Annotated in this window: 16 protein-coding genes; 9 read left to right on the top strand and 7 right to left on the bottom strand. The window is 70.6% G+C overall.

All coding sequences use genetic code 11. The features are described from left to right. Positions 1-3 precede the first annotated feature (3 nt). The 3 genes from KCH48_RS37315 (at position 4) to KCH48_RS37305 (ending at position 4522) form a co-directional block, all read left to right on the top strand. Complete coding sequence (locus KCH48_RS37315) at positions 4-2055, top strand: M4 family metallopeptidase (RefSeq protein ID WP_210581723.1); 2052 nt, start codon at positions 4-6, stop codon at positions 2053-2055. Between the two features lie 226 nt (positions 2056-2281). Next, positions 2282-3943, top strand: a complete 1662-nt coding sequence (locus KCH48_RS37310) for a M4 family metallopeptidase (protein ID WP_210581721.1) — start codon at positions 2282-2284, stop codon at positions 3941-3943. Between the two features lie 69 nt (positions 3944-4012). After that, entirely contained in the window at positions 4013-4522 is a 510-nt protein-coding gene (locus KCH48_RS37305) for a DUF1990 family protein (protein WP_210581719.1), read from the top strand. Positions 4523-4525: 3 nt separating this feature from the next. On the opposite strand, the gene KCH48_RS37300 is transcribed toward KCH48_RS37305, so the two are convergent. Next, a complete protein-coding gene (locus tag KCH48_RS37300; protein WP_210581717.1) occupies positions 4526-7144 on the bottom strand; it encodes a glycosyltransferase family 1 protein in 2619 nt (872 codons plus the stop codon). 218 nt (positions 7145-7362) lie between these two features. On the opposite strand from KCH48_RS37300, the gene KCH48_RS37295 reads away from it, so the two are divergent. The 5 genes from KCH48_RS37295 to glgB all read left to right on the top strand — a co-directional run bounded on the left by KCH48_RS37295 (position 7363) and on the right by glgB (position 16775). Continuing rightward, on the top strand, positions 7363-8562 hold the full coding sequence (locus KCH48_RS37295; RefSeq protein ID WP_210581715.1) for a S8 family peptidase: 1200 nt from the start codon (positions 7363-7365) through the stop codon (positions 8560-8562). Between the two features lie 254 nt (positions 8563-8816). Beyond that, a complete protein-coding gene (locus tag KCH48_RS37290; RefSeq protein WP_210581714.1) occupies positions 8817-10913 on the top strand; it encodes an alpha-1,4-glucan--maltose-1-phosphate maltosyltransferase in 2097 nt (698 codons plus the stop codon). Continuing rightward, positions 10913-12613 (top strand): maltose alpha-D-glucosyltransferase, encoded by a 1701-nt coding sequence (gene treS, locus KCH48_RS37285; protein ID WP_210581712.1) that lies wholly within the window; start codon positions 10913-10915, stop codon positions 12611-12613. The genes KCH48_RS37290 and treS overlap by 1 nt, the downstream gene beginning before the upstream one ends. Positions 12614-12709: 96 nt before the next feature. Next, on the top strand, positions 12710-14092 hold the full coding sequence (locus KCH48_RS37280) for a maltokinase (RefSeq protein ID WP_210581710.1): 1383 nt from the start codon (positions 12710-12712) through the stop codon (positions 14090-14092). A gap of 61 nt (positions 14093-14153) precedes the next feature. Next, positions 14154-16775 carry a 1,4-alpha-glucan branching enzyme gene (glgB, locus tag KCH48_RS37275; RefSeq protein ID WP_210581708.1) on the top strand — a complete coding sequence of 874 codons (2622 nt, stop codon included), beginning with the start codon at positions 14154-14156 and terminating at the stop codon, positions 16773-16775. A gap of 6 nt (positions 16776-16781) precedes the next feature. Here glgB and KCH48_RS37270 read toward each other — a convergent pair whose 3' ends face one another. The 5 genes from KCH48_RS37270 to KCH48_RS37250 are packed head-to-tail and all read right to left on the bottom strand — an operon-like array spanning position 16782 to position 22043. After that, positions 16782-17822, bottom strand: a complete 1041-nt coding sequence (locus KCH48_RS37270) for a Gfo/Idh/MocA family protein (RefSeq protein WP_210581706.1) — start codon at positions 17820-17822, stop codon at positions 16782-16784. Next, positions 17819-18847, bottom strand: coding sequence for a Gfo/Idh/MocA family protein (locus KCH48_RS37265; protein ID WP_210581704.1), 1029 nt, complete (start codon positions 18845-18847; stop codon positions 17819-17821). The genes KCH48_RS37270 and KCH48_RS37265 overlap by 4 nt, the downstream gene beginning before the upstream one ends. 51 nt (positions 18848-18898) lie before the next feature. After that, entirely contained in the window at positions 18899-19732 is an 834-nt protein-coding gene (locus KCH48_RS37260; protein ID WP_307841055.1) for a carbohydrate ABC transporter permease, read from the bottom strand. After that, a complete protein-coding gene (locus tag KCH48_RS37255; protein ID WP_210581702.1) occupies positions 19729-20709 on the bottom strand; it encodes a carbohydrate ABC transporter permease in 981 nt (326 codons plus the stop codon). Before KCH48_RS37255 ends, KCH48_RS37260 begins: the two co-directional genes overlap by 4 nt. Continuing rightward, positions 20706-22043: an ABC transporter substrate-binding protein gene (locus KCH48_RS37250; RefSeq protein WP_210581700.1), complete on the bottom strand. Its 1338-nt coding sequence runs from the start codon at positions 22041-22043 to the stop codon at positions 20706-20708. The genes KCH48_RS37255 and KCH48_RS37250 overlap by 4 nt, the downstream gene beginning before the upstream one ends. 147 nt (positions 22044-22190) lie before the next feature. On the opposite strand from KCH48_RS37250, the gene KCH48_RS37245 reads away from it, so the two are divergent. Continuing rightward, positions 22191-23399 (top strand): ROK family transcriptional regulator, encoded by a 1209-nt coding sequence (locus KCH48_RS37245; protein WP_210581698.1) that lies wholly within the window; start codon positions 22191-22193, stop codon positions 23397-23399. A gap of 20 nt (positions 23400-23419) precedes the next feature. Here KCH48_RS37245 and KCH48_RS37240 read toward each other — a convergent pair whose 3' ends face one another. Next, positions 23420-25642, bottom strand: a complete 2223-nt coding sequence (locus KCH48_RS37240) for a UvrD-helicase domain-containing protein (RefSeq protein WP_210581696.1) — start codon at positions 25640-25642, stop codon at positions 23420-23422. Between the last annotated feature and the right edge of the window lie 100 nt (positions 25643-25742).

Below are 25742 nucleotides of genomic sequence, written 5' to 3'. Positions count from 1 at the left end.
GTGTTGAGACGCAATTCCTCAGACAGACGCACCCCCCACAGACCCACTCCCCGAACGGCCGCCGTCGTGTTCGTCGGCGCCGCCGCCCTGATCGCCGCGGCCGTCCAGTCGGGCGCCGCGACCGCCGCCCCGGAGAAGGCACCGTCGGCTGCGGGCAAGGTCATACCGGGCGCAGAGTCCGTCAAGCTCACCCCCGCCCAGCGGGCGCAGTTGATCCGCGAGGCCGATGCGGGCAAGGCGGAGGCCGCAAAGGACCTGGGCCTCGGTGCCAAGGAGAAGCTGGTCGTCCGCGATGTCCTCAAGGACGGCAACGGCACGGTCCACACCCGCTATGAGCGGACGTACGACGGCCTCCCCGTCCTCGGCGGCGACCTCGTCGTCGAGACCACGAAGTCCGGCGCGACCGACGCCGTCGTCAAGGCCACCCGCGCCGCCATCAAGCCCGCCACCACGACCACCGCCGTCCCCGCCGCCAAGGCCGAGCAGCAGGCGCTGGCCGCCGCGAAGGCCGAGGACGCCAAGAGTCCCGAGGTCAACCGGGCGCCCCGCAAGGTGATCTGGGCCGCGAGCGGCAGGCCGACCGTGGCGTACGAGACGGTCGTCGGCGGCTTCCAGCACGACGGCACCCCGCAGGAACTGCACGTCATCACGGACGCGCGGACCGGCGAGCAGCTGTACGAGTGGGAGGCGATCGAGACCGGCACCGGCAACACGGTGTACTCCGGCACGGTCGACCTGACCACCACGCAGTCCGGTTCGACGTACAACCTCACCGACGGCGCGCGCGGCAGCCACAAGACGTACAACCTCAACCGCGGCACCTCCGGCACCGGCACCCTCTTCTCCGGCGCCGACGACATCTGGGGCAACGGCACCCCGTCCAACCTGGAGTCCGCGGGCGCCGACGCGCACTACGGTGCCGCGCTGACCTGGGACTACTACAAGAACGTGCACGGGCGTTCCGGTATCCGCGGTGACGGCGTGGGCGCGTACTCCCGGGTCCACTACGGCAACAACTACGTCAACGCCTTCTGGTCGGACAGCTGCTTCTGCATGACGTACGGCGACGGCTCCGGCAACGCCAACCCGCTGACCTCGATCGACGTGGCCGCGCACGAGATGACCCACGGGCTCACCTCCAACACCGCGGGCCTCAACTACTCGGGCGAGTCCGGCGGCCTCAACGAGGCGACCTCCGACATCTTCGGCTCGACCGTCGAGTTCTACGCGAACAACGCCTCCGACGTCGGTGACTACCTCATCGGCGAGGAGATCAACATCAACGGCGACGGCACGCCGCTGCGTTACATGGACAAGCCCAGCAAGGACGGCGACTCCAAGGACAGCTGGTACTCGGGGATCGGCTCGATCGACGTGCACTACTCGTCGGGTCCCGCGAACCACTTCTTCTACCTGCTGAGCGAGGGCAGCGGCACCAAGACCATCAACGGTGTCACCTACGACTCGCCCACCGCGGACGGCCTCCCGGTCACCGGCATCGGCCGCGACAAGGCGGAGAAGGTCTGGTTCCGGGCGCTGACCACCAAGTTCACGTCCACGACCAACTACTCGGGCGCCCGCACCGGCACCCTCGCCGCGACCGGTGAGCTGTACGGCACCACGAGCGCCGAGTACAAGGCGGTGCAGGACGCCTGGGCCGGCGTCGCGGTCGGCGCGCGCTCCGGCGGTGGCGGCGGGGGCGGCGGTACGTCCTTCGAGAACGAGGCGGACGTAGCGATTCCGGACAACGGGGCCGCGGTGACGTCGTCGATCACCGTGTCCGGGCGGACGGGCAACGCCCCGTCGAACCTCGCGGTCGCGGTGGACATCACGCACACCTACATCGGTGACCTTCAGGTGCAGTTGGTCGCCCCCGACGGCACGGCGTACACGCTGAAGGCGTACGGCGCCGGCGGGAGCTCGGACGACCTCAGCACCACGTACACCGTGAACGCCTCCTCCGAAGTCGCCAACGGGACCTGGCAGTTGCGGGTCCAGGACAACGCGGCCAGGGACACGGGCACCATCAACAGCTGGAAGCTGACGTTCCCGTAAAGCCATGAAGCCATAAAGCCGCACAGCGCAGGCTCGCAGTCAGGGTGCCGTCCCGGTGGTTCAACTCCCCGGGGCGGCACCCGCGTTCATGTTCCCGAAACGTTTACCGGACAGGCGACTTTCGGCCAACATCACTTAAGGGTCCTGACATGTACGCGCCTCTGATGTCACTCTTCCCCCACCCGCCGCACAACTTCTCAAGCAACCCCCCACATAAGGAGCTTGTGTGCCCCGCCAGACCCCCCACTACGCGCGTCACAAGCGCACCACTCTGGCCATCGCCACCGCGGTCGCGGCCGGAGCCCTCCTCACCACCGGTCTGACCACCGGTGCCTCCGCCGAGCCCGAGCCGTCCGGCACGGACAAGGTCGCCGCCGTCCCGATGGCCCTCACCCCGGCCGCCCGCACCGCCCTCATCAAGCAGGCGGACGCGGCCACCACGGAGACGGCCGACGAGATAGGCCTCGGCGCCAAGGAGAAGCTGGTCGTCAGAGACGTCATCAAGGACGCCGACGGCACCGTCCACACGCGCTACGAGCGCACCTACGCCGGCCTGCCCGTCCTCGGCGGCGACCTGGTCGTCCACGAGGCCGCGTCCGGTAAGACCAAGGGCGTCACCAAGGCGACGAAGGCGGCCATCAAGGTCGCCGACCTGTCCCCCGAGGTCACCAGGACGGCCGCCGAGAAGCAGGCCGTGAAGCTCGCCAAGGCCGCGGGCTCCACCAAGTCGGAGGCGAAGAACGCGCCCCGCAAGGTCGTCTGGGCGGCGGACGGCAAGCCGACCCTCGCCTACGAGACGGTCGTCGGCGGCCTACAGGAGGACGGCACCCCGAACGAGCTGCACGTCATCACCGACGCGGCCACCGGCAAGAAGCTGTACGAGTACCAGGGCATCGAGACCGGCACCGGCAAGAGCGGCTACTCGGGCACGGTCACCCTCGGCACGGTCCTGTCGGGTGCGACGTACCAGATGAACGACACCTCGCGCGGCAGCCACAAGACGTACAACCTGGCCCGTGGCACCTCCGGCACGGGCACGCTGTTCACCGACGCCGACGACACCTGGGGCACCGGCACGTTCGGCAGTGCGGCCGGCGACCAGACGGCCGCCGTCGACGCCGCCTACGGCGCACAGGAGACCTGGGACTTCTACAAGACCACCTTCGGCCGCAGCGGCATCAAGAACGACGGCAAGGCCGCCTTCTCCCGCGTCCACTACGGCAACGCGTACGTCAACGCCTTCTGGGACGACAGCTGCTTCTGCATGACGTACGGCGACGGCGAGGGCAACGTCAAGCCGCTCACCTCGCTGGACGTGGCCGGGCACGAGATGACCCACGGCGTCACCTCGAACACGGCGGGCCTGAACTACAGCGGCGAGTCGGGTGGCCTGAACGAGGCCACGTCCGACATCTTCGGCACGGCGGTGGAGTTCTACGCCAAGAACTCCACCGACGTCGGCGACTACCTCATCGGCGAGAAGATCGACATCAACGGCGACGGCTCCCCGCTGCGCCACATGGACAAGCCGAGCAAGGACGGCAACTCGGCCGACAACTGGTCCTCCTCGCTGGGCGGCCTGGACGTCCACTACTCCTCGGGCCCCGCGAACCACTTCTTCTACCTGCTGAGCGAGGGCAGCGGCACCAAGACCATCAACGGGGTCAGCTACGACTCCCCGACCTCCAACGGCTCCACGGTCACCGGCATCGGCCGGGACAAGGCCGTCCAGATCTGGTACAAGGCGCTGACCGAGTACATGACCTCGACGACCAAGTACGCGGGCGCCCGCACGGCGACCCTGAGCGCGGCGTCCGACCTGTACGGATCCGACAGCACCGAGTACAAGACGGTGGCCGCCGCCTGGAGCGCGGTCAATGTCGGCTGAGTGACACGAAGTTGACAGGCGGCACCCGGAACGAAGGCATTCCCGGGTGCCGCCCTAGGCTTGGCTCCCATGTCCTTCACGTACGACGACGTCGGCGCGACCCGTGAGCGCGGCTTCTGCCCGCCCGGCTTCCACCCCATGAACGTCCGCACCCGCATCGGCGAGGGCGAGCCGGTCTTCCGCCGCGCGTCCGAGGCGGTCCTGACCTGGGAGATGCACCGCGCCATGGGCGTCGGCATCGAGGCGAGCGCGGAGCGCGCGGAACCCGGCGTGGACGTCACCGTCACCCTCGCCGGGCTGATCAGGGCCCCCTGCCGCGTGGTGTGGACGGTGGAGGAACACCGCAGGGCCGGCTGGGCGTACGGCACCCTCACCGGCCACCCCGAGTGCGGCGAGGAGGCCTTCCTCGTCGAACGCACCGGCGACGGCACCGTCTGGCTGACGGTGTCCGCCTTCAGCCGGGGCGCGAAGTGGTACGCACGGGCGGGCGGTCCGGCGACGCGGGGACTGCAGCATGCGTACGCCCGCCGTCTCGGCGCGACCCTGCGCAGACTGTGCGCACCGCACGAGGAGTTCTGAGGCTCACCTCATCAGCAGCCCCGCCCCCTCCACGACGTCCTCCGAAGGCACCGCCAGCAGTCCCAGCTCCGCGCTCGACGCCAGCAACCGGTGCGCGGGCAGAATCCGCACCGTGTAGCCGTACGGCCCGGTCCGGTCGAGGGAGAGCGGACCCTCGTACACCCACCGCCCATCCAGATCCGGCCCGCCGACCGGCTTCAGCGGCACCGTCGCCGCGTCGGTGATCCGGTCCTCCGGGTCGACGCGGCCCGACACCGCCTGCACCTCCACGTCGTCGGGCGCGAGGTCGCCGAGGCCGACCCGGACCCGCAGAGCGAGGGTCGTGCCGAGTTCGGCGGTGGCCGAGGCGGCGGACGTCTCCACGTGGTCGACGGTCACCGCGTGCCAGGCCGACCGCACCCGCCGCTTCCAGACGGCGAGTTCACGGGCGGAGTCCGGCGTCATCGCGCGGTGCGCGTGTGCGGCGGGCGTGTAGAGCCGCTCGACGTACTCCCGCACCATGCGCCCGGCCAGCACCTTCGGCCCGAGCAGGGTGAGGGTCTGGCGGACCATCTCGATCCAGCGGTCGGGCAGCCCGCCCTGTCCGCGTTCGTAGAAGCGCGGGGTCACCCGCTGTTCCAGCAGGTCGTACAGCGCCGCGGCCTCTATGTCGTCGCGCCGGTCCGGGTCCGTGCTCGTGCCGTCCGCCGTGGGGATCGCCCAGCCGAAGTCCGGCTGGAACCACTCGTCCCACCAGCCGTCCAGCACGGACAGGTTGAGGCAGCCGTTGAGCGCCGCCTTCATGCCGCTGGTGCCGCAGGCCTCCAGCGGCCTCAGCGGGTTGTTCAGCCAGATGTCGCAGCCGGGGTAGAGCTTCTGCGCCATCGCCATGCCGTAGTCGGGCAGGAAGACGATGCGGTGGCGCACCCGCGGGTCGTCCGCGAACCGCACCAGCTCCTGCACCAGCCGCTTTCCGCCGTCGTCCGCCGGATGCGCCTTTCCGGCGACCACGATCTGGATGGGCCGCTCGGGGTGCAGCAGCAGGTCCATCAGCCGGTCGCGGTCGCGCAGCATCAGCGTCAGCCGCTTGTACGACGGGACGCGCCGCGCGAACCCGATCGTCAGCACGTCCGGATCCAGCACACCGTCGATCCAGCCCAGCTCGGCGCTCCCGGCCCCGCGCTGCCGCCAGGAGGCCCGCAGCCGCTGCCGTACCTCCACGACCAGCTGCTCCCGCAGGACCCGTCGCAGCTCGAAGATGTCCTGGTCCGGGATCTCGGCCACCGCGTCCCAGCGTTCCGAGCCGCCGACGGTCAGCGCGTCCTCGGTGCGCTGGGCGCCGATCTGCCGGGCGCCCAGCCTCAAGACCTCGGGGGCCACCCAGGTCGGGGCGTGCACGCCGTTCGTCACCGAGGTGATCGGCACCTCGTCGGGGTCGAATCCCGGCCACAGCCCGGAGAACATCTCCCGGCTGACATGGCCGTGCAGCAGGGAGACGCCGTTGGCGCGCTGGCCGAGGCGCAGGCCCATCACAGCCATGTTGAAGAGGTTCGGTTCGCCGCCCGGGTAGGTCTCCATGCCGAGGTGGAGGATGTGTTCGACGTCGATGCGCGGGAGTTCGGCACCGGGACCGAAGTGGGTGGCGACCAGTTCGCGGTCGAAGCGGTCGATGCCGGCCGGGACGGGGGTGTGGGTCGTGAAGACGGTGCCCGCGCGGACCGCCTCCAGGGCCGCGTCGAAGTCCAGCCCGCCGTCGACGAGTTCGGCGATGCGCTCCAGGCCGAGGAAGCCCGCGTGGCCCTCGTTGGTGTGGAAGACCTCGGGTGCGGGGTGGCCGGTGAGGCGGCAGTACGTCCGTACCGCCCGCACACCTCCTATGCCCAGCAGCATCTCCTGGAGCAGCCGGTGCTCGCTGCCGCCGCCGTAGAGCCGGTCGGTCACGCCGCGTTCGCCGTAGTCGTTGTCCTCGACGTCCGAGTCGAGCATCAGCAGGGGGACCCGGCCCACCTGGGCCAGCCAGACGCGGGCGTGCAGCGAGCGGCCGCCGGGCAGGGCGATCGAGACCTGGGCGGGGGTGCCGTCGGGTTCCTTGAGGAGGGCGACCGGCAGCTCGTTGGGGTCGAGGACGGGGTAGTGCTCCTGCTGCCAGCCGTCCCGGGAGAGGGTCTGGCGGAAGTAGCCGTGGCGGTAGAGGAGGCCCACGCCGATCAGCGGGACGCCCAGGTCGCTGGCCGCCTTGAGATGGTCGCCGGCGAGGATGCCGAGACCGCCGGAGTACTGGGGCAGGGCGGCCGTGATGCCGAACTCCGGGGAGAAGTAGGCGACGGCGGTGGGCAGTTCGGCGGACTGGGTCTGGTACCAGCGGTCGCCGGTCACATAGTCGTTCAGGTCGTCGGCGACCGCGGTGAGGCGGCGCAGAAAGGGGCGGTCCTCGGCGAGTTCGGCGAGCCGGTCGGTCGGCACGCTGCCGAGGAGACGTACCGGGTCGCCGTCGGAGGCGGCCCAGCGCTCCGGGTCGACGGACTGGAAGAGGTCGCGCGTCTCCGTATGCCAGGACCAGCGGAGATTCCGCGCGAGATCGCTGAGCGGCTGGAGGGATTCGGGGAGAACGGGTCGGACGGTGAATCGACGGATCGCCTTCACATTCCACCTCAACGCTTCGCTGGATGACGCACGGCGGTGTGCGTCAGCGTCCCCGACGACGGTACCGGTGTTGCTCCCACAGCGGGGCAGGACCACTCTGCGCAAACGACACGGATACCCCATGACCGATATGGCCGATTCCCCCACCCCAGGCCATCTTGTGGCGCTTCACACCGCACGAGAGGCTGCCCAGTGGAGTTGAGGAGGGGGACCCGAACATGACACGGACGCGAACTCGGCGTCTGCGCTGGGTGGGGGGCCTGACCGCGGTGACCTGTGCCGCGGCGATCTCGGCCACGACCCTGCCCGCGCACGCCGCACCCGAGGGGCACATACTCGGCGCCGGTGCACCCGGCTCCGTGGGCGGAAGTTATCTGGTCACGCTCAAGGGGGGAACCACGGCTCCGTCGGCGGCCGGAAAGAGCCTCGCCGAAAAGTACGGGGCGAAAATAAGCCACACCTACGGCACTGTGCTCAACGGCTATGCCGTACGGGCCGACGAGAGACAGGCGAGGCGGCTCGCGGCGGACTCCCGCGTCGCCTCGGTCGTCCAGGACACCCGGGTGACCCTGGACCACACGCAGCGGAACCCGCCGTCCTGGGGGCTCGACCGCATCGACCAGAAGAACCTGCCGCTGAACAAGTCGTACACCTCGCCCAAGTCCGCGGGCAGCGGTGTGACCGTGTACGTCATCGACACCGGCATCCGGATCGGCCACAAGGACTTCGGCGGACGGGCGAGCTACGGCTGGGACTTCGTCGGCAAGGACAAGTCCGCAGGTGACGGCAACGGACACGGCACGCATGTCGCCGGCATCGCCGCGGGCAAGACCTACGGCGTCGCCAAGAAGGCCAGGGTCGTCGCCGTACGCGTCCTCGACAACTCGGGCGCGGGCACGACGGCCCAGGTCATCGCGGGCATCGACTGGGTGACGAAGCACGCGAGGAAGCCCGCGGTCGCCAACCTCAGCCTGGGCGGCGCCTACAACGCCCAGCTCGACGCGGCCGTACGCAACTCCATCAGGTCCGGCGTGACGTACACCGTCGCGGCCGGCAACGACGGGCTGCCGGCCTCCCTCTACTCCCCCGCGGGCGTACAGGAGGCGATCACGGTCGGCGCGAGCGACAAGAAGGACGCGCGGGCGGGCTTCTCCAACTTCGGCTCCGCCCTCGACCTGTTCGCCCCGGGCGTGTCGATCACCTCGGCGTCCATAGCGAGCAACACCGGCCGGGTGACCTACTCCGGTACGTCGATGGCGGCGCCGCACGCCGCGGGCGTGGCCGCGCTGTATCTCGCGGACCACCGGAAGGCGCCGCCTTCACAGGTCGCCAAGGCGATGGTTTCCGGGGCGGTGTCCGGCAAGGTCTCCGGGCGGGGACTCGGTTCGCCGAACAGGCTCCTGCAAGTACCGCGCTGATTGCGACAAGTTGCGTTCAGATTCCCAGGACCGGCTCCGTTCCTCTCGAACGGGGCCGGACTTGTGTGTAGACATACGCGTGAGTAGTTACCAAAGTGCCGGATTGCCCACCCGAATAGGGTGGGAAGGCTCCTGCGGTACACGTCACAGTCACACCACTGTCATGCCACAGCAGCACCCTGGAAGACGTCCGCAGGACCACCTCCCCCACCCCCATCCGCCCGCACCCAACGTTGACGCGGACAGGAGCGGTCATGCCCGCCACGCACCACTCGTCACCACCCCCGACAACCAGCACAGAATCACTTGCCGCGCGCCCCGACGGCGCCGCCGCACCGGCCCCGGAGCCACCCTCCGCGGGCGGCACACCCGGCGTCGGGCGCATACCCGTCCTCGACGTCCGCCCGATCGTCCAGCTCGGGCGCCGGCCCGCGAAGGCCGTCACCGGTGAGGCGTTCGAGGTCTCGGCCACCGTGTTCCGCGAGGGCCACGACGCGGTCGCCGCCAATGTCGTACTGAAGGATCCGGACGGCCGACCCGGACCGTGGACCCCGATGCGAGAGCTCGCGCCGGGAACCGACCGCTGGGGAGCCGAGGTCGTCGCCGACCGGACCGGCCTGTGGTCGTTCACGGTGGAGGCCTGGGGCGATCCCGTCACCACCTGGCGGCACCACGCCCACATCAAGATCCCCGCCGGGATCGACACCGACCTGGTCCTGGAGGACGGCGCCCAGCTGTACGAACGTGCCGCCACCGGTGTGCCCAGGGCCGGCGGCGAGCGCGAGGTTCTCCTCGCCGCCGTCGACGCCCTCAGGGACGAGACCCGTCCGGCCTCCTCCCGGCTGGCCGCGGCCCTGACGCCCGAGGTCGACGCGGTGCTGGGGCGGTATCCGCTGCGGGAGTTGGTGACGGCGTCGGAGCCGTTGCCGTTGCTGGTGGAGCGGGAGCGGGCGCTGTTCGGGTCGTGGTACGAGTTCTTCCCGCGGTCGGAGGGCACGCCCAAGCATCCGCACGGGACGTTCCGGACGGCCGCGCGGCGGCTGCCGGTGATCGCGTCGATGGGCTTCGACGTGGTGTACCTGCCGCCGATCCATCCGATCGGGTCCACGTTCCGCAAGGGCCGCAACAACACCCTCAACCCGTCTGCTGAGGATGTGGGGGTGCCGTGGGCGATCGGGTCGCCGGAGGGCGGGCACGACGCGATCCATCCGCAGCTGGGGACGTTCGAGGACTTCGACTGGTTCGTGGCCCAAGCGCGCTCTCTCGGCATGGAGGTGGCGCTGGACTTCGCGTTGCAGTGTTCGCCGGATCATCCGTGGGTGGACAAGCATCCGCAGTGGTTCCATCACCGCCCGGACGGGTCGATCGCGTATGCGGAGAATCCGCCGAAGAAGTACCAGGACATCTATCCGATCGCGTTCGACGCGGACATGGACGGGCTGGTCGCGGAGACGCTGCGGGTGCTGCGGGTGTGGATGGCGCACGGGGTGCGGATTTTCCGGGTGGACAATCCGCATACCAAGCCGGTGGTGTTCTGGCAGCGGGTGCTGGCGGACATCGGGCGGACCGACCCGGATGTGATCTTCCTGGCGGAGGCGTTCACCCGTCCGGCGATGATGCACACGCTGGCGCAGATCGGGTTCCAGCAGTCGTACACGTATTTCACCTGGCGTAACAGCAAGCAGGAGCTGACGGAGTATCTGACCGAGCTGTCGGGTGAGGCGGCCTCGTATATGCGGCCGAACTTCTTCGTCAATACGCCGGACATTCTGCATGCGTATCTGCAGCGCGGCGGGCCGCCGGCGTTCGAGGTGCGGGCGGTACTGGCGGCCACCCTGTCGCCGACCTGGGGCGTGTACAGCGGCTACGAGCTGTGTGAGAACGTGCCGCTGCGTGAGGGCAGCGAGGAGTACCTCGACTCGGAGAAGTACCAGCTCAAGCCCCGTGACTGGGAAGCGGCCGAACGCGCGGGGACCACCATCGCCCCGCTGATCACCCAGCTCAACACCATCCGCCGGGCGAATCCGGCGCTGCGGCAATTGCGCGATATCCATTTCCACCACGCCGACCAGGATTCGGTGATCGCGTACTCGAAGCGGAGCGGATCGAACACGGTTCTGGTGGTCGCGAACCTCGACCCGCACCACACCCAGGAGGCCACGGTCTCGTTGGACATGCCGCAACTCGGGCTGGACTGGCACGAGTCCGTGCCGGTGCGCGACGAGCTCACCGGCGAGACCTATCACTGGGGCAGGGCCAACTATGTGCGTCTCGAGCCGGGCAGGAGGCCCGCGCACATCCTGACCGTCCTGCGACCGTCCACCCCGCAGATCGGAGGGTCACCCACATAATGATCGTCAACGAGCCCGTCCCGGACACCTTCGAGGACACTCCGGCCAGGGACCGCGACCCCGACTGGTTCAAACGAGCCGTCTTCTACGAGGTCCTGGTCCGCTCCTTCCAGGACAGCAACGGCGACGGCGTCGGTGACCTGAAGGGCATCACCGCCAAGCTGGACTATCTCCAGTGGCTCGGCGTGGACTGCCTGTGGCTGCCGCCGTTCTTCAAGTCACCGCTCAGGGACGGCGGCTATGACGTCTCCGACTACACGGCCGTCCTGCCGGAATTCGGCGACCTCGCCGACTTCGTGGAATTCGTCGACGCCGCCCACCAGCGCGGTATGCGCGTCATCATCGACTTCGTCATGAACCACACCAGCGACCAGCACCCGTGGTTCCAGGAGTCCCGCGCCAACCCCGACGGTCCCTACGGCGACTATTACGTCTGGGCCGACGACGACAAGCAGTTCCAGGACGCCCGGATCATCTTCGTCGATACCGAGGCCTCCAACTGGACCTTCGACCCGGTCCGCAAGCAGTACTACTGGCACCGCTTCTTCTCCCACCAGCCGGACCTGAACTACGAGAACCCCAATGTGCAGGAGGAGATGATCTCCGCCCTGCGGTTCTGGCTGGACCTCGGTATCGACGGCTTCCGCCTCGACGCGGTGCCGTATCTGTACCAGCAGGAGGGCACCAACTGCGAGAACCTTCCGGCGACCCATGATTTCCTCAAGCGGGTCCGCAAGGAGATCGACGCCTCCTACCCGGACACGGTGCTGCTGGCGGAGGCGAACCAGTGGCCGGAGGACGTCGTCGACTACTTCGGCGACTACGCGTCGGGCGGCGACGAATGCCATATGGCGTTCCATTTCCCGGTGATGCCGCGGATCTTCATGGCCGTACGCCGGGAATCCCGCTACCCGGTCTCGGAAATCCTCGCGAAGACCCCGGCGATTCCCGCCAACTGCCAGTGGGGCATCTTCCTGCGCAACCACGACGAGCTGACCCTGGAGATGGTCACCGACGAGGAACGCGACTACATGTGGGCGGAGTACGCGAAGGACCCCCGCATGCGCGCCAACATCGGCATCCGCCGCCGGCTCGCCCCGCTGCTGGACAACGACCGCAACCAGATCGAGCTGTTCACGGCCCTGCTGCTGTCCCTCCCGGGCAGCCCGATCCTGTACTACGGCGACGAGATCGGCATGGGCGACAACATCTGGCTCGGCGACCGCGACGCCGTCCGCACGCCGATGCAGTGGACCCCGGACCGCAACGCGGGCTTCTCGTCGTGCGACCCGGGCCGGCTGTCCCTGCCGACGATCATGGACCCCGTCTACGGCTACCAGGTCACCAACGTCGAGGCGTCGATGTCGTCGCCCTCCTCGCTGCTGCACTGGACCCGCCGCATGATCGAGATCCGCAAGCAGAACCCGGCGTTCGGCCTCGGCTCGTACACCGAGCTGCCGTCCTCCAACCCGGCGGTGATCGCGTTCCTGCGCGAGTACGAGGACGACCTCGTCCTGTGCGTGAACAACTTCTCCCGGTTCGCCCAGCCCACCGAGCTGGACCTGAGCCGGTTCAAGGGACGCCACCCGGTCGAGCTGTTCGGCGGCGTGCGCTTCCCGGCCGTCGGTGACCTGCCGTACCTGCTGACCCTCGGGGGTCACGGCTTCTACTGGTTCCGGCTGCGCAAGGACCCCGCGTAGCCACCGCCGAACAACCCGGGCGGGGCGGTTTCTCCCGTCCCGCCCGGGGCACGCATCAGTAACACCCCGACCACTCCGGGGAAAGGACGCGACGCCATGTCGGAAGCCGTCACCCGTTCCGTCACGACCGAGTCAGGTCTCCTTGCGTCACTGGATCCCCTGCTCAGGGAGTGGCTGCCGCGACAGCGCTGGTTCGCGGGGAAGGGACGCCCGGTCACCGGGTTCTCGCCGGTGGCGGCCACCGAGCTGCTGCCGGCCGGCGGAAAGCTGGGCCTGCACCATCTGCTGGTGCGCGCCCACCAGCCGCTCACGCTGGGCGCCCCGCCCCACCCCGGAGACTGCTACCAGCTGCTGATAGGGGAGCGCGAGGCGCTTCCGCCGCGGCTGGCGCCCGCGCTGATCGGGCATGTGACCGAGGGCCCGCTCGCCGGACGCACGGTGTACGACGCCCTCTACGACCCCCGGCCGGGCGACGTTCTCCTGGAGGCGCTGCGCACCCGCGCCCGCGTCGGCCCCCTGCGCTTCGAACGGGACGTGCACCAGGAGATCCGCTCCGGTCTGGTCCCCCGGCTGGTGACCGCCGAGCAGTCCAACTCGTCGGTCGTCTACGGAGATACGTTCATTCTCAAGCTGCTGCGCCGGATCGTGCCCGGCGTCAATCCCGACCTGGAGCTCCCGCTGGCGCTGGCTCGCGAGGACTGCCCCCGGGTGCCCGCGCCGACCGCGTGGATGCTGGCGGACCTCGCCGACCAGACGTATGTGCTGGGCGTGCTCCAGCCGTTCATACAGGGCGCGGCGGACGGCTGGGAGCTGGCGCTGCGCGAGCTGGCGAAGGGCGAGGACTTCGGCGGCGAGGCCCGGGCGCTGGGGCGTGCCACGGCCGAGGTGCACACCGCGCTGGCCCGGGCGCTGCCCACGGTGACACTCGGCCATGCGCAGCTGGAGCTGCTGGTCGACGGCATGGTCGAGCGGCTCGACGCGGCCGCGCAGGCGGTGCCGACGCTGCGTCCGTACGCGCCCGGGCTGCGCTCCGCCTTCGAGGCGCTGGCCCACTTGGCCGCCGAGGGCCGCACCTGGACCGCCCAGCGCATCCACGGCGACCTCCATCTCGGCCAGTGCCTGCGCTCGCCCGCCGGTCAGTGGCGGCTGATCGACTTCGAGGGCGAACCGTCAAAGCCGCTCGCCGAACGCCGGATGCCGCAGCCGACCGTGCGGGACATCGCGGGGATGCTCCGCTCCTTCGACTACGCCGCCCACTCGGCCGACCCGCCCGCACCGGACTGGGCACGGACGTGCCGGGCCGCTTACTGCGCCGGGTACGCCGAGGCCGCCGGCGGCGATCCGCGCACCGACGCGGTGCTGCTGCGCGCCTACGAGACCGACAAGGCGATCTACGAAGTCGTCTACGAGGCCCGGCACCGCCCCGACTGGCTCCCGGTACCGATGTCCGCGGTACGCCGCCTCGCCGCGTCCGACTGACCCGCCCCGACCAGACACACCAGATCCACCTCACTTGATCTTCGCCGAGGAGGCGCCGCCCGTGACCCCCCGCACCCCGTCCGACGATTCGAAGAAGAGCGCAGAGAAGAACAGCGCCGCGCAGGAGACGAAGGCGGCGAAGCGTGTGAAGAAGGCCGCGGAGACGGCGGTGGAGAAGGCGGCTTCCCCCGCGAAGAAGGCGGCGAAAAAGGCCACGGCCCAGAAGGCGGCTGTCAAGAAGACCGCAGGGAAGAAGACCGCGGCAACGAAGAAGGCGGACTCCAAGAAGACCGCGGCGACCAAGAAGACCACGGCGAAGAAGGCCCTCGCACAGAAAGCTGCCGCGCAGCAGCCCCCGGCTCAGCGGACCACCACGAAGAAGGCTGCTGCCAAGAAGATTCCGGCGCAGAAAGCGGCCGTCCGGAAGGCCTCACCGACGAAGGTCACCGCCGGGAAGGAACCCGCGCCGAACTCCGCTCCCCCGCCGGAGGCACCCGTCTCGCCCGCCCTCGACGCCGGTGACCGCGAGCGTCTGCTGAGCGGCACGCACCACTCCCCGCACTCCGTGCTCGGCGCCCACCCGGTCCCCGGCGGTGTCGCGTTCCGCGCCTTCAGGCCGTATGCGCTGTCCGTGACGGTCGTCGCCGGTGAGCTGCGGGCGGAGCTGCACGACGACGGGGACGGGTTCTTCTCGGGGCTGCTGCCGCTGCGGGAGGTGCCGGCGTACCGCCTGCTGGTGGCGTACGAGGGGACGGTCCAGGACACCGAGGACGCGTACCGCTTCCTGCCCGCGCTGGGCGATCTCGATCTGCATCTGATCGGCGAGGGCCGGCACGAGCAGCTGTGGACGGCGCTCGGCGCGCAGCCGATGACGCACCAGGGCGTGGCCGGGACCCGCTTCACGGTCTGGGCGCCGAACGCGCGCGCCGTCAGTCTGGCCGGCACCTTCAACTTCTGGGACGGCACCGGGTACCCGATGCGCTCGCTCGGCTCGTCCGGGATCTGGGAGCTGTTCGTGCCCGGCATAGGAGAGGGTGAGCTGTACAAGTTCGAGATCACCCGCCCCGACGGTTCCAGGACCCTGCGCGCCGACCCGATGGCCCGCCGCACGGAGACCCCGCCGAACACGTCCTCCATCGTGGACGCCTCGCACCACGAGTGGGGCGACGAGGAGTGGCTGGCGAGGCGCGCCCAGGTGCCCGCACACGAGGCGCCCTTCTCCGTCTACGAGATCCATCTCCCGTCCTGGCGCCCCGGCCTGACGTACCGTCAACTCGCCGAGCAGCTACCGGCGTACGTCAAGGACCTCGGCTTCACCCACGTCGAGCTGATGCCGGTCGCCGAGCACCCCTTCGGCGGCTCCTGGGGCTACCAGGTCACCGGCTTCTACGCACCGACCGCCCGCCTCGGCACCCCCGACGACTTCAAGTACCTGGTGGACGCCCTGCACCAGGCCGGCATCGGCGTCCTGATGGACTGGGTCCCGGCACACTTCCCGCGTGACGACTGGGCGCTGGCCGAGTTCGACGGCCGCACGCTGTACGAGCACGAGGACCCGCTGCGGTCCGCCCACCCCGACTGGGGCACCCTCGAGTTCGACTACGGCCGGCGCGAGGTGCGCAACTTCCTGGTCGCCAACGCCGTCTACTGGTGCGAGGAGTTCCACATCGACGGGCTGCGGGTGGACGCCGTCGCCTCCATGCTCTACCTCGACTACTCGCGCGAGCCGGGCCAGTGGCTGCCGAACGAGCACGGCGGCCGGGAGAACCTGGACGCGGTCGCCTTCCTCCAGGAGATGAACGCCACGGTCTACCGGCGGGTGCCGGGCGTGGTGACGATCGCGGAGGAGTCGACGGCCTGGGACGGCGTCACCCGCGCCACGCACCACATGGGCCCGGGCGGCTTCGGGGGCCTCGGCTTCGGTCTGAAGTGGAACATGGGCTGGATGCACGACTCGCTGGACTACATGGCCCACGAGCCGGTCCATCGCAAGCACCACCACCACGAGATGACCTTCTCGATGGTCTACGCGTACAGCGAGAACTACGTCCTGCCGATCTCCCACGACGAGGTCGTCCACGGCAAACGATCCCTCGTGTCGAAAATGCCCGGCGACTGGTGGCAGCAGCGCGCCAACCACCGTGCGTACCTGGGCTTCATGTGGGCCCACCCCGGCAAGCAACTCCTCTTCATGGGCCAGGAGTTCGCCCAGGGCGCCGAGTGGTCCGAGGCCCACGGCCCCGACTGGTGGCTGCTGGACCCGGCGTACGGCGCGGAGGCCGACCACCGCGGCGTCCGGGACCTGGTCCGCGACCTCAACACCGTCTACCGCGCCACCCCGCCCCTCTGGCAGCTCGACACCGCACCGTCCGGCTTCGAGTGGGTGGTCGGTGACGCCGCCGAGGACAACGTCTTCGCGTTCCTGAGGTACGACACGGAGGGCGTCCCGCTCCTCTCGGTCTCCAACTTCTCCCCGGTGGTCCGCCACGACTACCGCCTCGGCGTCCCCGACACCATCCCCGCCTGGCACGAAACCCTCAACACGGACGCGGCGAAGTACGGCGGCAGCGACGTCACCCACCCCGACCCGATCAAACCGGAGCCACAGGGGTGGCACGGCCGCGCGGCTAGCATCCGCGTGACCCTGCCACCGCTGGCCACCGTGTGGCTACGGCCTGCCTAGCGGTCGTCAGTCGGCTGTCGTCCCGACGACGGCATCCGACAGTTCCACGGGCTGTCCGGTACGCAGGGACTCGTAGGCGGCCAGCACGATCCGGAGGGTGCGCAGGCCCGACTCGCCGTCGGGGGACGGGCGCCGTCCGGTGCGTACGGCGTCGAGGAACTCGTCGAGCATCGCGGCGTCCAGATCGGCCCCGCCCGCCTCCCAGCGGTCGCGGCCGGTGGCGGAGTCGAAGCCGCCGAGCAGCGGGGGGAAGGCGTCGAACTCCACGATCGCCTTCTCTCCGACGCAGGTCATGGCGAGCCCGCCCCAGGTCGGGTGGTCGGGCGGATGGCTCCAGCTGGCGTCCACGGCGGCGACCACCCCGCCCGGGTAGCGGATGGTGACCAGGCCCGCGGTCTCGACGTCCGGTGCGGGACCGCCGTCGTCCAGGATGCCGTTGGCCTGGGCGTACACCTCCGCGGCCTGCTCGCCGTCCAGCAGTGCGTCCACGAGGTCGGCGAGGTGGACGGTGTGGTCGGCCAGCGCTCCGCCACCCGCCAGTTCCGGGTCGGCGAACCAGGGGCGCGAGCGGGCCGGGTTCGAGCCGTTGTTGGCCCCGTGGACGCTGATCAGCCCGCCGAGCAGGCCGTCGGCCAGCGCGCGGCGCAGGGCGACGAAGGCCGGGCTGAACCGTACGGGATAGGCGGTCATCAGCCCGACCCCGGCGCGTGCGCAGGCGTCGATCATGGCCCGGGCGTCCGCCTCCGTCGTCGCGAGGGGCTTCTCGCACAGCACGTGCGCCCCGGTCGCGGCGGCCCGCTCGACCAGGTGCCGGTGCCGGGCGTTCTCGCTGGTGACCACCACGGCGTCGGGGCTCAGGGCGAACACCTCGTCCCAGGTGTCGACGTAGGCCGCGCCCAGTCGTTCGGCGAGGTCCCGGCCGCGGGTGGGGTCGTCCGGCGGGGCGTCGGGGTCGGCGGTGATCAACTCGATGTCCTCGCGGTCGCGCAGCAGCCCGATGTAGGTCGCGGCGTGCACATGGGCGAAGGACAGTACGGCGACTCTCACTGGTCGATTCCCCCTGTGGGTACGGTGGTTGCTGCCTGCGGGACGAGCTCCACGGTCCGTCCGGTACGGGCGGACTCGGCCGCGGCCTCGGCGATGCGGACGGCCGCCACGCCGTCCCGGCCGCTCACCCGTGGTTCCGGGCCGCCCGCGAACGCCTCGGCGAACTCGCGGATCTGGGTGAGATAGGGCGACTCCCCGAAGTCCCCGCCAGGTATGCCCTCCGCCGGGCCGCCGGACGCCGCGCCGGTGATCCGCAGGTCGAGGTGGGCCTGGGAGTCGTGCTGGACGGTACCGCCGGTGCCCGACACGTGGAACGTGGTGCGGAAGGGCGTCGCGGGCGGCCCCCACACCCCTACGACCTGGGTGAGGGTGCCGCCCGCGTGGGTGAGGACGGCGGTTCCGGTGGCGACCGCGCCTTCCGGGGCCGGGGCGGTGAGATGCCCCTGCTGCCGGGCGTGGACCCGGACGACGTCTCCGAAGAGCCAGCGGGCCATGTCCATGTCGTGGAGCATCTGGTCCGTCAGGATCCCGCCGGACCGTGCCGGGTCGGCGAACCAGCCGCTCCAGGTGGGATAGCGGCCGGTACGGGTGAACCGGGCGACCGCCACCCGGCCCAGGCCGCCCCCGGCGACGAGGGCGCGCAGGCGGGCGTAGGCGGGGAAGTAGCGCACGACGTGTCCCGGGTACAGCCGCACCCCGGCCGCTTCCGCCGCGTCGGCCATCTCCGCGGCCTCGGCCGCGCCGAGCGCCAGCGGCTTCTCGCACAGGACGTGGGCCCCGGCCGCGACGGCGGCCAGAGTGATCTCCCGGTGGGTGTCGGTCGGCGTGCACACATCCACCACGTTGGCCCCGGCGATCGCCTCACGCAGGGAGCCCACGGACGTCGCGCCGAACTCGCGGGCCAGGGCGGGGGCGTGGCCGTCGGGGGCGTAGAGGCGTACGCGCGCGCCGAGGGCGACCCACGCGGGCAGATGCGTGCGGGCGATGCCGCCCGCGCCGATCAGCGCGACTTCGAGTTCTGCCATGAAATTCTCCGACCTCCTGTATGTCCGGTGTCTTCTGTACGGCCTGTGAAGTCAGCCCTTGAGGGCGCCGCTGAGGACGCCACTGATGAAGTGCCGCTGGAAGAACAGGTAGACGAGCACCACCGGGGCGATCACGATCAGGGTGGCCGCGGCGAGCAGCGGCACGTCGACGCCGTACTGCCCGGTGAAGAAGCCCAGTCCGGCGGGGGCCGTACGGCGGGCCGGGTCCTGGATGAGAATGAGCGGGAGCAGGAACTGGTTCCAGCTCCACACGAAGTACAGGACGCCCAGCGTGGTCACCGCCGGGCGGGAGCTGGGCAGCAGGATCCGCCAGAGGGTCACCCACGACGAGGCGCCGTCCAGCCTGGCCGCTTCGATCAGGCTGCGTGGCATGGTCGCGAAGTGGGCGCGCATCCAGAACACCCCGAACGGCATGAACGCGCCGATCTCCGCGAGGGCGAGACCGGGCACCGTGTTGGTCAGTCCCAGGGCACGCATGTCGTAGTAGAGCGGGATGATCGTGCCCTCGGTGGGGATGGACAGGCCGAGCAGCAGATACGCGTAGAGCCTTCCGCGGCCGGGGACTTCGAGGGTCGCCAGCGCGTACCCGGCCAGGGTCGCGCACACCACCGCGGCCGGCACCACGCACAGCGCGATCACCACGCTCGACCGCAGCAGCGTGCCGAAGCCCGCCGCGGACCAGGCGCGGGAGAAGTTCTCGAAGTGCAGCCCGTCGGGCAGGGCGAAGCCGGTCAGCGGGGCGCCCGCCGGCTGGAGGGAGGCCAGCAGCAGGGAGGCGAACGGCACGAGGACGGCGGCCATGAACAGCGCGAGCACGAGGGGCGCCGCGAGCCGCCCGGTGACCGCTCTCGCTGATGTGGTCACGGTGCCTCCCTGGACAGCCGGTTGATCACCAGGACGGCGAGGGAGATGACCACCGTCAGCACGATCGCCAGGGCACTGGCCACACCGACGGCGCCGCCCCCGAAGGCGAGGCGGTAGATGAGGATGCCGGGGACGACGGTGCTGTTGCCCGGGCCTCCTCCGGTGGTGATGTAGATGAGGTCGAAGCTGGACAGGGCGGCGATCACGGTGATGGACAGCGCGACGGCGAACTCCGGCCGCAGCAGCGGGACGGTGATGGCCGTGAACTCGCGTATGGGGCCCGCCCCGTCCATCCGTGCCGCCTCGTAGATCTCCTGGTCGATGCGCTGGGTCCCGGACAGGAACAGCACCATGCACAGGCCCGAGACGACCCAGGTCCCGATCAGTCCGACGGCCGGCAGGGCCCAGGTGAAACTGCCCAGCCAGGCGTCGGTGAGGCCGCCGAGGCCGACCGCCCGCAGCGCCTGGTTGAGGGTGCCGTCCTCGCCGTACACCCACCGCCAGAGGATGCCGACCGCGACCAGCGGGATGACCTGGGGCAGGAACAGCACCGTGCGCACAAGCGCGGTGCCCCGGCGCCCGGCACGCCGGGACACGATCGCCGCCGAGACCAGCCCCACGCAGATCGGCAGGACGGAGAAGAACAGGATCAGGGCGCCCGCGTGCCAGGCGGCGGCGCGCAGTTGCGGGTCGGTGCCGATACGGCGGTAGTTGTCGAGGCCGACGAAGGACGGCAGGGTCACCCCGTCCCAGTCGAACAGGGAGAGGTACGCGGTGTGCAGCAGCGGCAGCACGGCGAAGAGCGTGTAGGGCAGCAGAGCCGGCAGCAGGTACAGCAACGCCACGGCCCGGCGCCGGCGGCGGCCGGACCGTACCGTGCGGGGGCGCCGGTGCGCGGCGGGGCCCGCTCCCCGCTTCGCCGGACGCGCGGTGCGGGGTGCGGGGGCGGGCTCGGTCAGTCGGTCGGCCGTGGTCATTTGTGGTAGTTCTCGAAGTCCGTCTGGAGGCCGGCCAGGAACTTCTCGGGGGTGGCCTTGCCTCCGGCGAGCAACTGCAGCTGGGTGGTGAGGGTGTCGCCCATCGTCGGGCTGGAGGCGTTCTGGATGAACGGCTGCAGGCCGGCGTCCTTGACGACGGTCTGCCAGCCCGTCTGGACATCGCCCAGCAGTCCGCTCTGGCTCGGCATGGCGCCCGCGTCGGGAGCCATGAAGCCCGCCTTGGCGGTGATCGCTGCGGCCTGGGCACCGGCGGCGAAGTCGAGGAAGGCGGCGGCCGCGGCGGCGTTCTTCGACTTGCCGGACACGCAGTAGTACACCCCGGCGCCGGTAGTGCGGACCTTCCCGCCCGCGGTTACGGGCGGCATGTTGAAGTAGCCGGCCCCCTCCCCCAGGCCCTTGGCCACCGCGGCCGCCGCCCAGTTGCCGCTGATCCTGAAGACGCCCTCGCCCTTGGCGAACGCGGCGGTGGCGTCGTTGTCGCTGACGCCGTTGACCTTGGGGGTGACGTACCCCTTGTCCACCCACCGCTGGAGCGTCTCGGCCGCCTTCTCGGCCTCCGGCAGCACGATGGTGGCGCTCGGGTGGCCGAAAGCCCACGCCTCGCGGTCCTTCGGCGTCAGGTAGGCCGAGAGCAGCACGTTGAAGGGGTGGTTGAGACCGCCGTCGAGGTTGCCGGCGACCAGCGCGGTCTCACCGGCCGCTTCAGCCTTGGCGAACAGGGCTTCCAGGTCCTCCAGGGTGGCCGGGGGAACGGTCAGGCCCAGCTTCCGCGCCTTGGCCTTGTTGTAGTAGACGCCTTCGAAGGACAGGCCCGCGCCGACGCCGTACAGGTCACCGGTGCCGACGGTCTTGCCGTCCGGGGTGAGGGTGATCTGGTCCAGGCCGGGGAACTTCTCGGCCCAGCCGTACGCCTTGCCGTACTCGCCGACCTTGAGCAGCAGCCGTCCGGGGACGAGGTTCTGCATGCCGGAGGTGAACTGCGCGATGTCGGGGGCGCTGTCGGCCGACATGGTGGTGTTGATGCTCTTGAGGTAGTCGTCCCAGCCCGTGTACTGGCGCTTGACCGTGATGTTGGGGTGCTTCTCGCGGAAGGCCGCGATGAGGCCCGGGGTCATGCTGGTGTCGTCGGCGTCGGCGACCACCAGCGTGATCTTGTCGGCCGGTACCGCCGTGGAGACGGGGCCGGAGCTGCTCTTCTCGGCGGACGAGGCGCCCGGGGTCAGATCGCTGCACGCGGCGAGTGCCGCGGCGCCGACCGCGCCGGTGGCCGCGAGGAAGGTACGTCTGGACAGGGACGACGGGCTGGGGCTCACGGGGGCTCCTGGCGTTCGATTAATTCGATAACGCAGTTGCGTTTTATAATCAGAGCGAGCCCGGTACGCGTCAAGGACTCATGGCTGGATTGTTATCGTCGGGTCGGTCCGCACCGGTCCCCGCGCCGCTCCACAGGAGGTTGATCATTGGCCACGTCCAGGGACCGGTGGCCGCTCGGCGGGCTGCCGCAGCCGCACTCCCCCGACCATGAACTCCCCGCGGTGGTGGGCGTGGCAGACCTGCGCGCCACGAACGCCGCGGCCATCCTCGCCGCTGTCCGCTCGGCCGACCCGCACCCCCGGCTCTCCACACTGGCCGAGGCGACCAAGCTCTCCCGCCCCACCGTCGAGGCGATCGTCGAGGAACTCACCGACCGCGGGCTCATCGAGGTCGCCCCGGCCGTCTCCGCCCGTGGCCAGCGGTCGCCCGGCCGCCCGGCCCGCCGGTTCCGCTTTTGCCCGCACGCCGGGTTCGTCGTCGGCGTGGACGTACGGGCCCGCTCGGTGAGCGCCTGCCTGGCCGACCTCGACGGCCGGCCGGTGGCCGTCGAACGCAAGGCGGTCCGCGCCGACCTGGGTGGCCCGGCCCGCGCCCGCGCCGTCGTGGCGGTGCTGCGGCGCGCGATCGAGCGCTCCGGAGCCGATGCCCGGAGGGTGTGGGCCGCGACCGTGGGCACCCCCGGCCTGGTGGACCGGAGCAACACCCGCATCCGGCAGGCCGACAACCTCAAGGACTGGGCCGAGGCGGACATCGTCACCGTCCTCCGCGACGCCCTCGGCTGCCCGGTCGCCGTGGAGAACGACGCCAACCTCGCCGCGCTCGGCGAACAGTGGCGCGGGGTCGGCGGCGAGGCCGACGAGATGGTCTTCGTGCTGCTCGGCGAACGCCTCGGTGCCGGTGTCATCACCGGGGGGCGCCTGCTGCGCGGACACCGCGGCGCGGCCGGGGAGATCGGCTTCATCCGCTTCCCCGGCAGCACCTCGTCACAGCCCGGCCTCGAACCCCTGGTCCCGGACCCGGACGCGGTGGCGGCCATCACGTCATACGGGCGGAGACTGGCCGCCGGGATCGCCCCCGTGCTGCTGGCCCTGGACCCGGCACTGGTCGTGCTCGGCACCGGCCTCTTCCCCGACCCCGGCCTGCGCCCGGCGGCGGAACTCCTGTTGAGCGCCGCCGAGGAGGAAGCCGGCAAGCTCCTCGTCGACCTGCCGCGGTGGCAGTTGTCCGCCCTGGGCGACGAGGCCGTGATCACCGGCGCGGTCCGCTTCGCCCTCTCCTCGGTCGAAGAGGTGCTGCGCACCCGCCCCACCAACCTTCCTGTCATGCCGACCCGGTCGGGTGGTGGGAAGGCATAGGCCGGGGGGCGGGGGCGTTCCTACCCGAACGCCTCGGCCAGCGCCTTCGGCAGTTGTCCGGTGTGCAGCACCCCGAGCCGCTGGGTCGCCCGGGTCAGCGCGACATACAGGTCGCTCGTGCCGTAGTGCGCGGGCTCGACCACCAGCACCGAGTCGAACTCCAGGCCCTTCGACTGCCGGGGGTCGAGGAGGACGACGGTCCGGGTCAGATCGGGCTCCGCGTCCGCCGTCACTCCGTCCAGCCGGGCGGCCAGTCGGCGGTGCAGGACGCGCGGGGCGATGACCGCGAGGCGGCCCTCGGCAGGGGTGAGTTCCCCGACCGCCTTGGCCACGGCTTCGGGCAGGTCGTCGGTGGCGCGCGCCCAGGGCCGTACCCCCGTGGACCGCACCGAACTCGGCGGCTCGAAGCCGGGATGCTCGGCCCGTACGACGGCCGCCGCCACGTCCATGATCTCGGCGGGTGTGCGGTAGTTGACGCCGAGGCGGGTGTGCTCCCAGCGGTCCTCGACATAGGGCTCCAGGATCTTCGCCCAGGAACCCACCCCCGCCGCCTCCGCCGTCTGCGCCGGATCGCCGACCAGCGTCATCGACCGGGTCGGGCTGCGCCGCATCAGCAGCCGCCACGCCATCGGCGACAGCTCCTGCGCCTCGTCGACGATGATGTGCCCGAACGCCCAGGTCCGGTCGGCCGCCGCGCGCTCGGCGGCGCTGCGGTGGTCGTCCTCCTCCTGGCGCTCGGCGAACCGCTCGGCGTCGATGATGTCGTGCGCGGACAGCACCTCGGAGTCCTCGTCGTGCTTGTCGTCGAACTCGTACGTACGCGACGCGTACGACACGTCCAGCACGCCCTGCGCGTACGACACCTGCCGCTCGCGTTCCCGTTCCGCGCGCGCCCGCGCCAACCGGTCGTCCTCGCCCAGCAGTTCGGCCGCCTCGTCGAGCAGCGGTACGTCCGCCACCGTCCACGCGCGTGTGACCGGGCGGCGGATGGCGGCCGCGTCGACGTCGGAGACGTACCCCTCGGGCTCGGCCAGGAAGTCCGCGACCAGACGGCGCGGGGTGATCCTGGGCCACAACTGGTCGATGGCGGACCAGACTTCGGGGTTCTCGGCGAGTTCGTCGCGGATCTGGGTGATGTCGGCGGCGTCGAGGAGGCTCGTGCCGTCGTACGGGTCGGTGCCCACGCGCTCGGCGTACAGCTCGGTGAGCGTGTTGAGGACATGGCCCTCGAAGTGCTCGCGGGCCGCGTTGTGCGGGAGCTTGGCGGCGCGGGTGCGCTCGCGGGCGACGCCGACCAGGCCGTCGTCGAGCATCAGGATCTCGCGGTCGTGCGCGATCGCGATCACCGGGTCGGGCAGGGCTTGGCGGTCGCGTACGACCCTTGCCAGTACGTCGGCCATCTCCGCGCGGCCCTTCACCGCAGCCGCCTCGGGCGTGTCCGTCGCCGTCGCCTTCACGCCGGGGAACAGCTCGCCCACCGTCGCGAGGAGCACGCCGGTCTCGCCCAGCGAGGGCAGCACCTCGCCGATGTAGCCGAGGAAGGCGGGGTTGGGGCCGACGATCAGGACGGCCCGCTTGGCGAGCAGTTCGCGGTGCTCGTAGAGGAGATAGGCCGCCCGGTGCAGGGCCACCGCCGTCTTGCCGGTGCCCGGGCCGCCCTCCACCACCAGCACCCCGCGGTGCGGTGCGCGGATGATCTCGTCCTGCTCGGCCTGGATGGTCTGCACGATGTCGGTCATCCGGCCGGTGCGGGCCGAGGTGAGGGCGGCGAGCAGGACCGCGTCGCCGGCCGGGTCCTCGTGGCCGGTGCGGGTGGCGTCGCCGACGTCGAGGAACTCGTCGTGCAGGTCGGTGACCCTGCGGCCGTCGGTGCTGATGTGCCGGCGGCGGCGCAGGCCCATCGGGGTGTGGCCGGTGGCCAGATAGAAGGGGCGGGCGACATCGGCTCGCCAGTCGATCAGGACCGGGGTGCGTTCGGCGTCGTCGGTGCGCAGGCCGATGCGGCCGATGTGGTGGCTGACGCCGGAGGTGAGGTCGATCCGGCCGAAGCAGAGCGAGCCGTCCACCGCGTTCAGCGCGGCGAGCAGACCCGAGCGTTCGGCGACCAGGATGTCCCGCTCCAGGCGGGCCTGCTGGGGCGTGTTGCCCTGGGCGAGCGCGTCCGTGACGGAGTCCTCGGTGTCGCCGCGCAGCGCGTCCACGCGCGCGTACAGGTTGTCCATGAATTCCTGCTCGCGGCGCATTTCATCGTCTGGAAATTCGCTGTTTGACAATTCCACTCCCGCCCGGATATACTGTGCTCGTTGAACTTCTCCGCGACTTAATTGCCCTGAAGTCGCGAAC

Source organism: Streptomyces sp. GESEQ-4, from assembly GCF_017948455.1.
Lineage (GTDB): Bacteria > Actinomycetota > Actinomycetes > Streptomycetales > Streptomycetaceae > Streptomyces.
Note: the sequence above shows the minus strand (reverse complement) of the source record. Positions and strands in the feature narration are given on the sequence as shown.

What these genes read in the sequence shown, in the direction of transcription:
- KCH48_RS37305 (WP_210581719.1), top strand. Translation starts at nt 4,013, where the DNA reads ATGTCCTTCACGTACGACGACGTCGGCGCGACCCGTGAGCGCGGCTTC.
- KCH48_RS37295 (WP_210581715.1), top strand. Translation starts at nt 7,363, where the DNA reads ATGACACGGACGCGAACTCGGCGTCTGCGCTGGGTGGGGGGCCTGACC.
- KCH48_RS37290 (WP_210581714.1), top strand. Translation starts at nt 8,817, where the DNA reads ATGCCCGCCACGCACCACTCGTCACCACCCCCGACAACCAGCACAGAA.
- treS (WP_210581712.1), top strand. Translation starts at nt 10,913, where the DNA reads ATGATCGTCAACGAGCCCGTCCCGGACACCTTCGAGGACACTCCGGCC.
- KCH48_RS37280 (WP_210581710.1), top strand. Translation starts at nt 12,710, where the DNA reads ATGTCGGAAGCCGTCACCCGTTCCGTCACGACCGAGTCAGGTCTCCTT.
- KCH48_RS37265 (WP_210581704.1), bottom strand. Translation starts at nt 18,847, where the DNA reads ATGGCAGAACTCGAAGTCGCGCTGATCGGCGCGGGCGGCATCGCCCGC.
- KCH48_RS37255 (WP_210581702.1), bottom strand. Translation starts at nt 20,709, where the DNA reads ATGACCACGGCCGACCGACTGACCGAGCCCGCCCCCGCACCCCGCACC.
- KCH48_RS37240 (WP_210581696.1), bottom strand. Translation starts at nt 25,642, where the DNA reads ATGCGCCGCGAGCAGGAATTCATGGACAACCTGTACGCGCGCGTGGAC.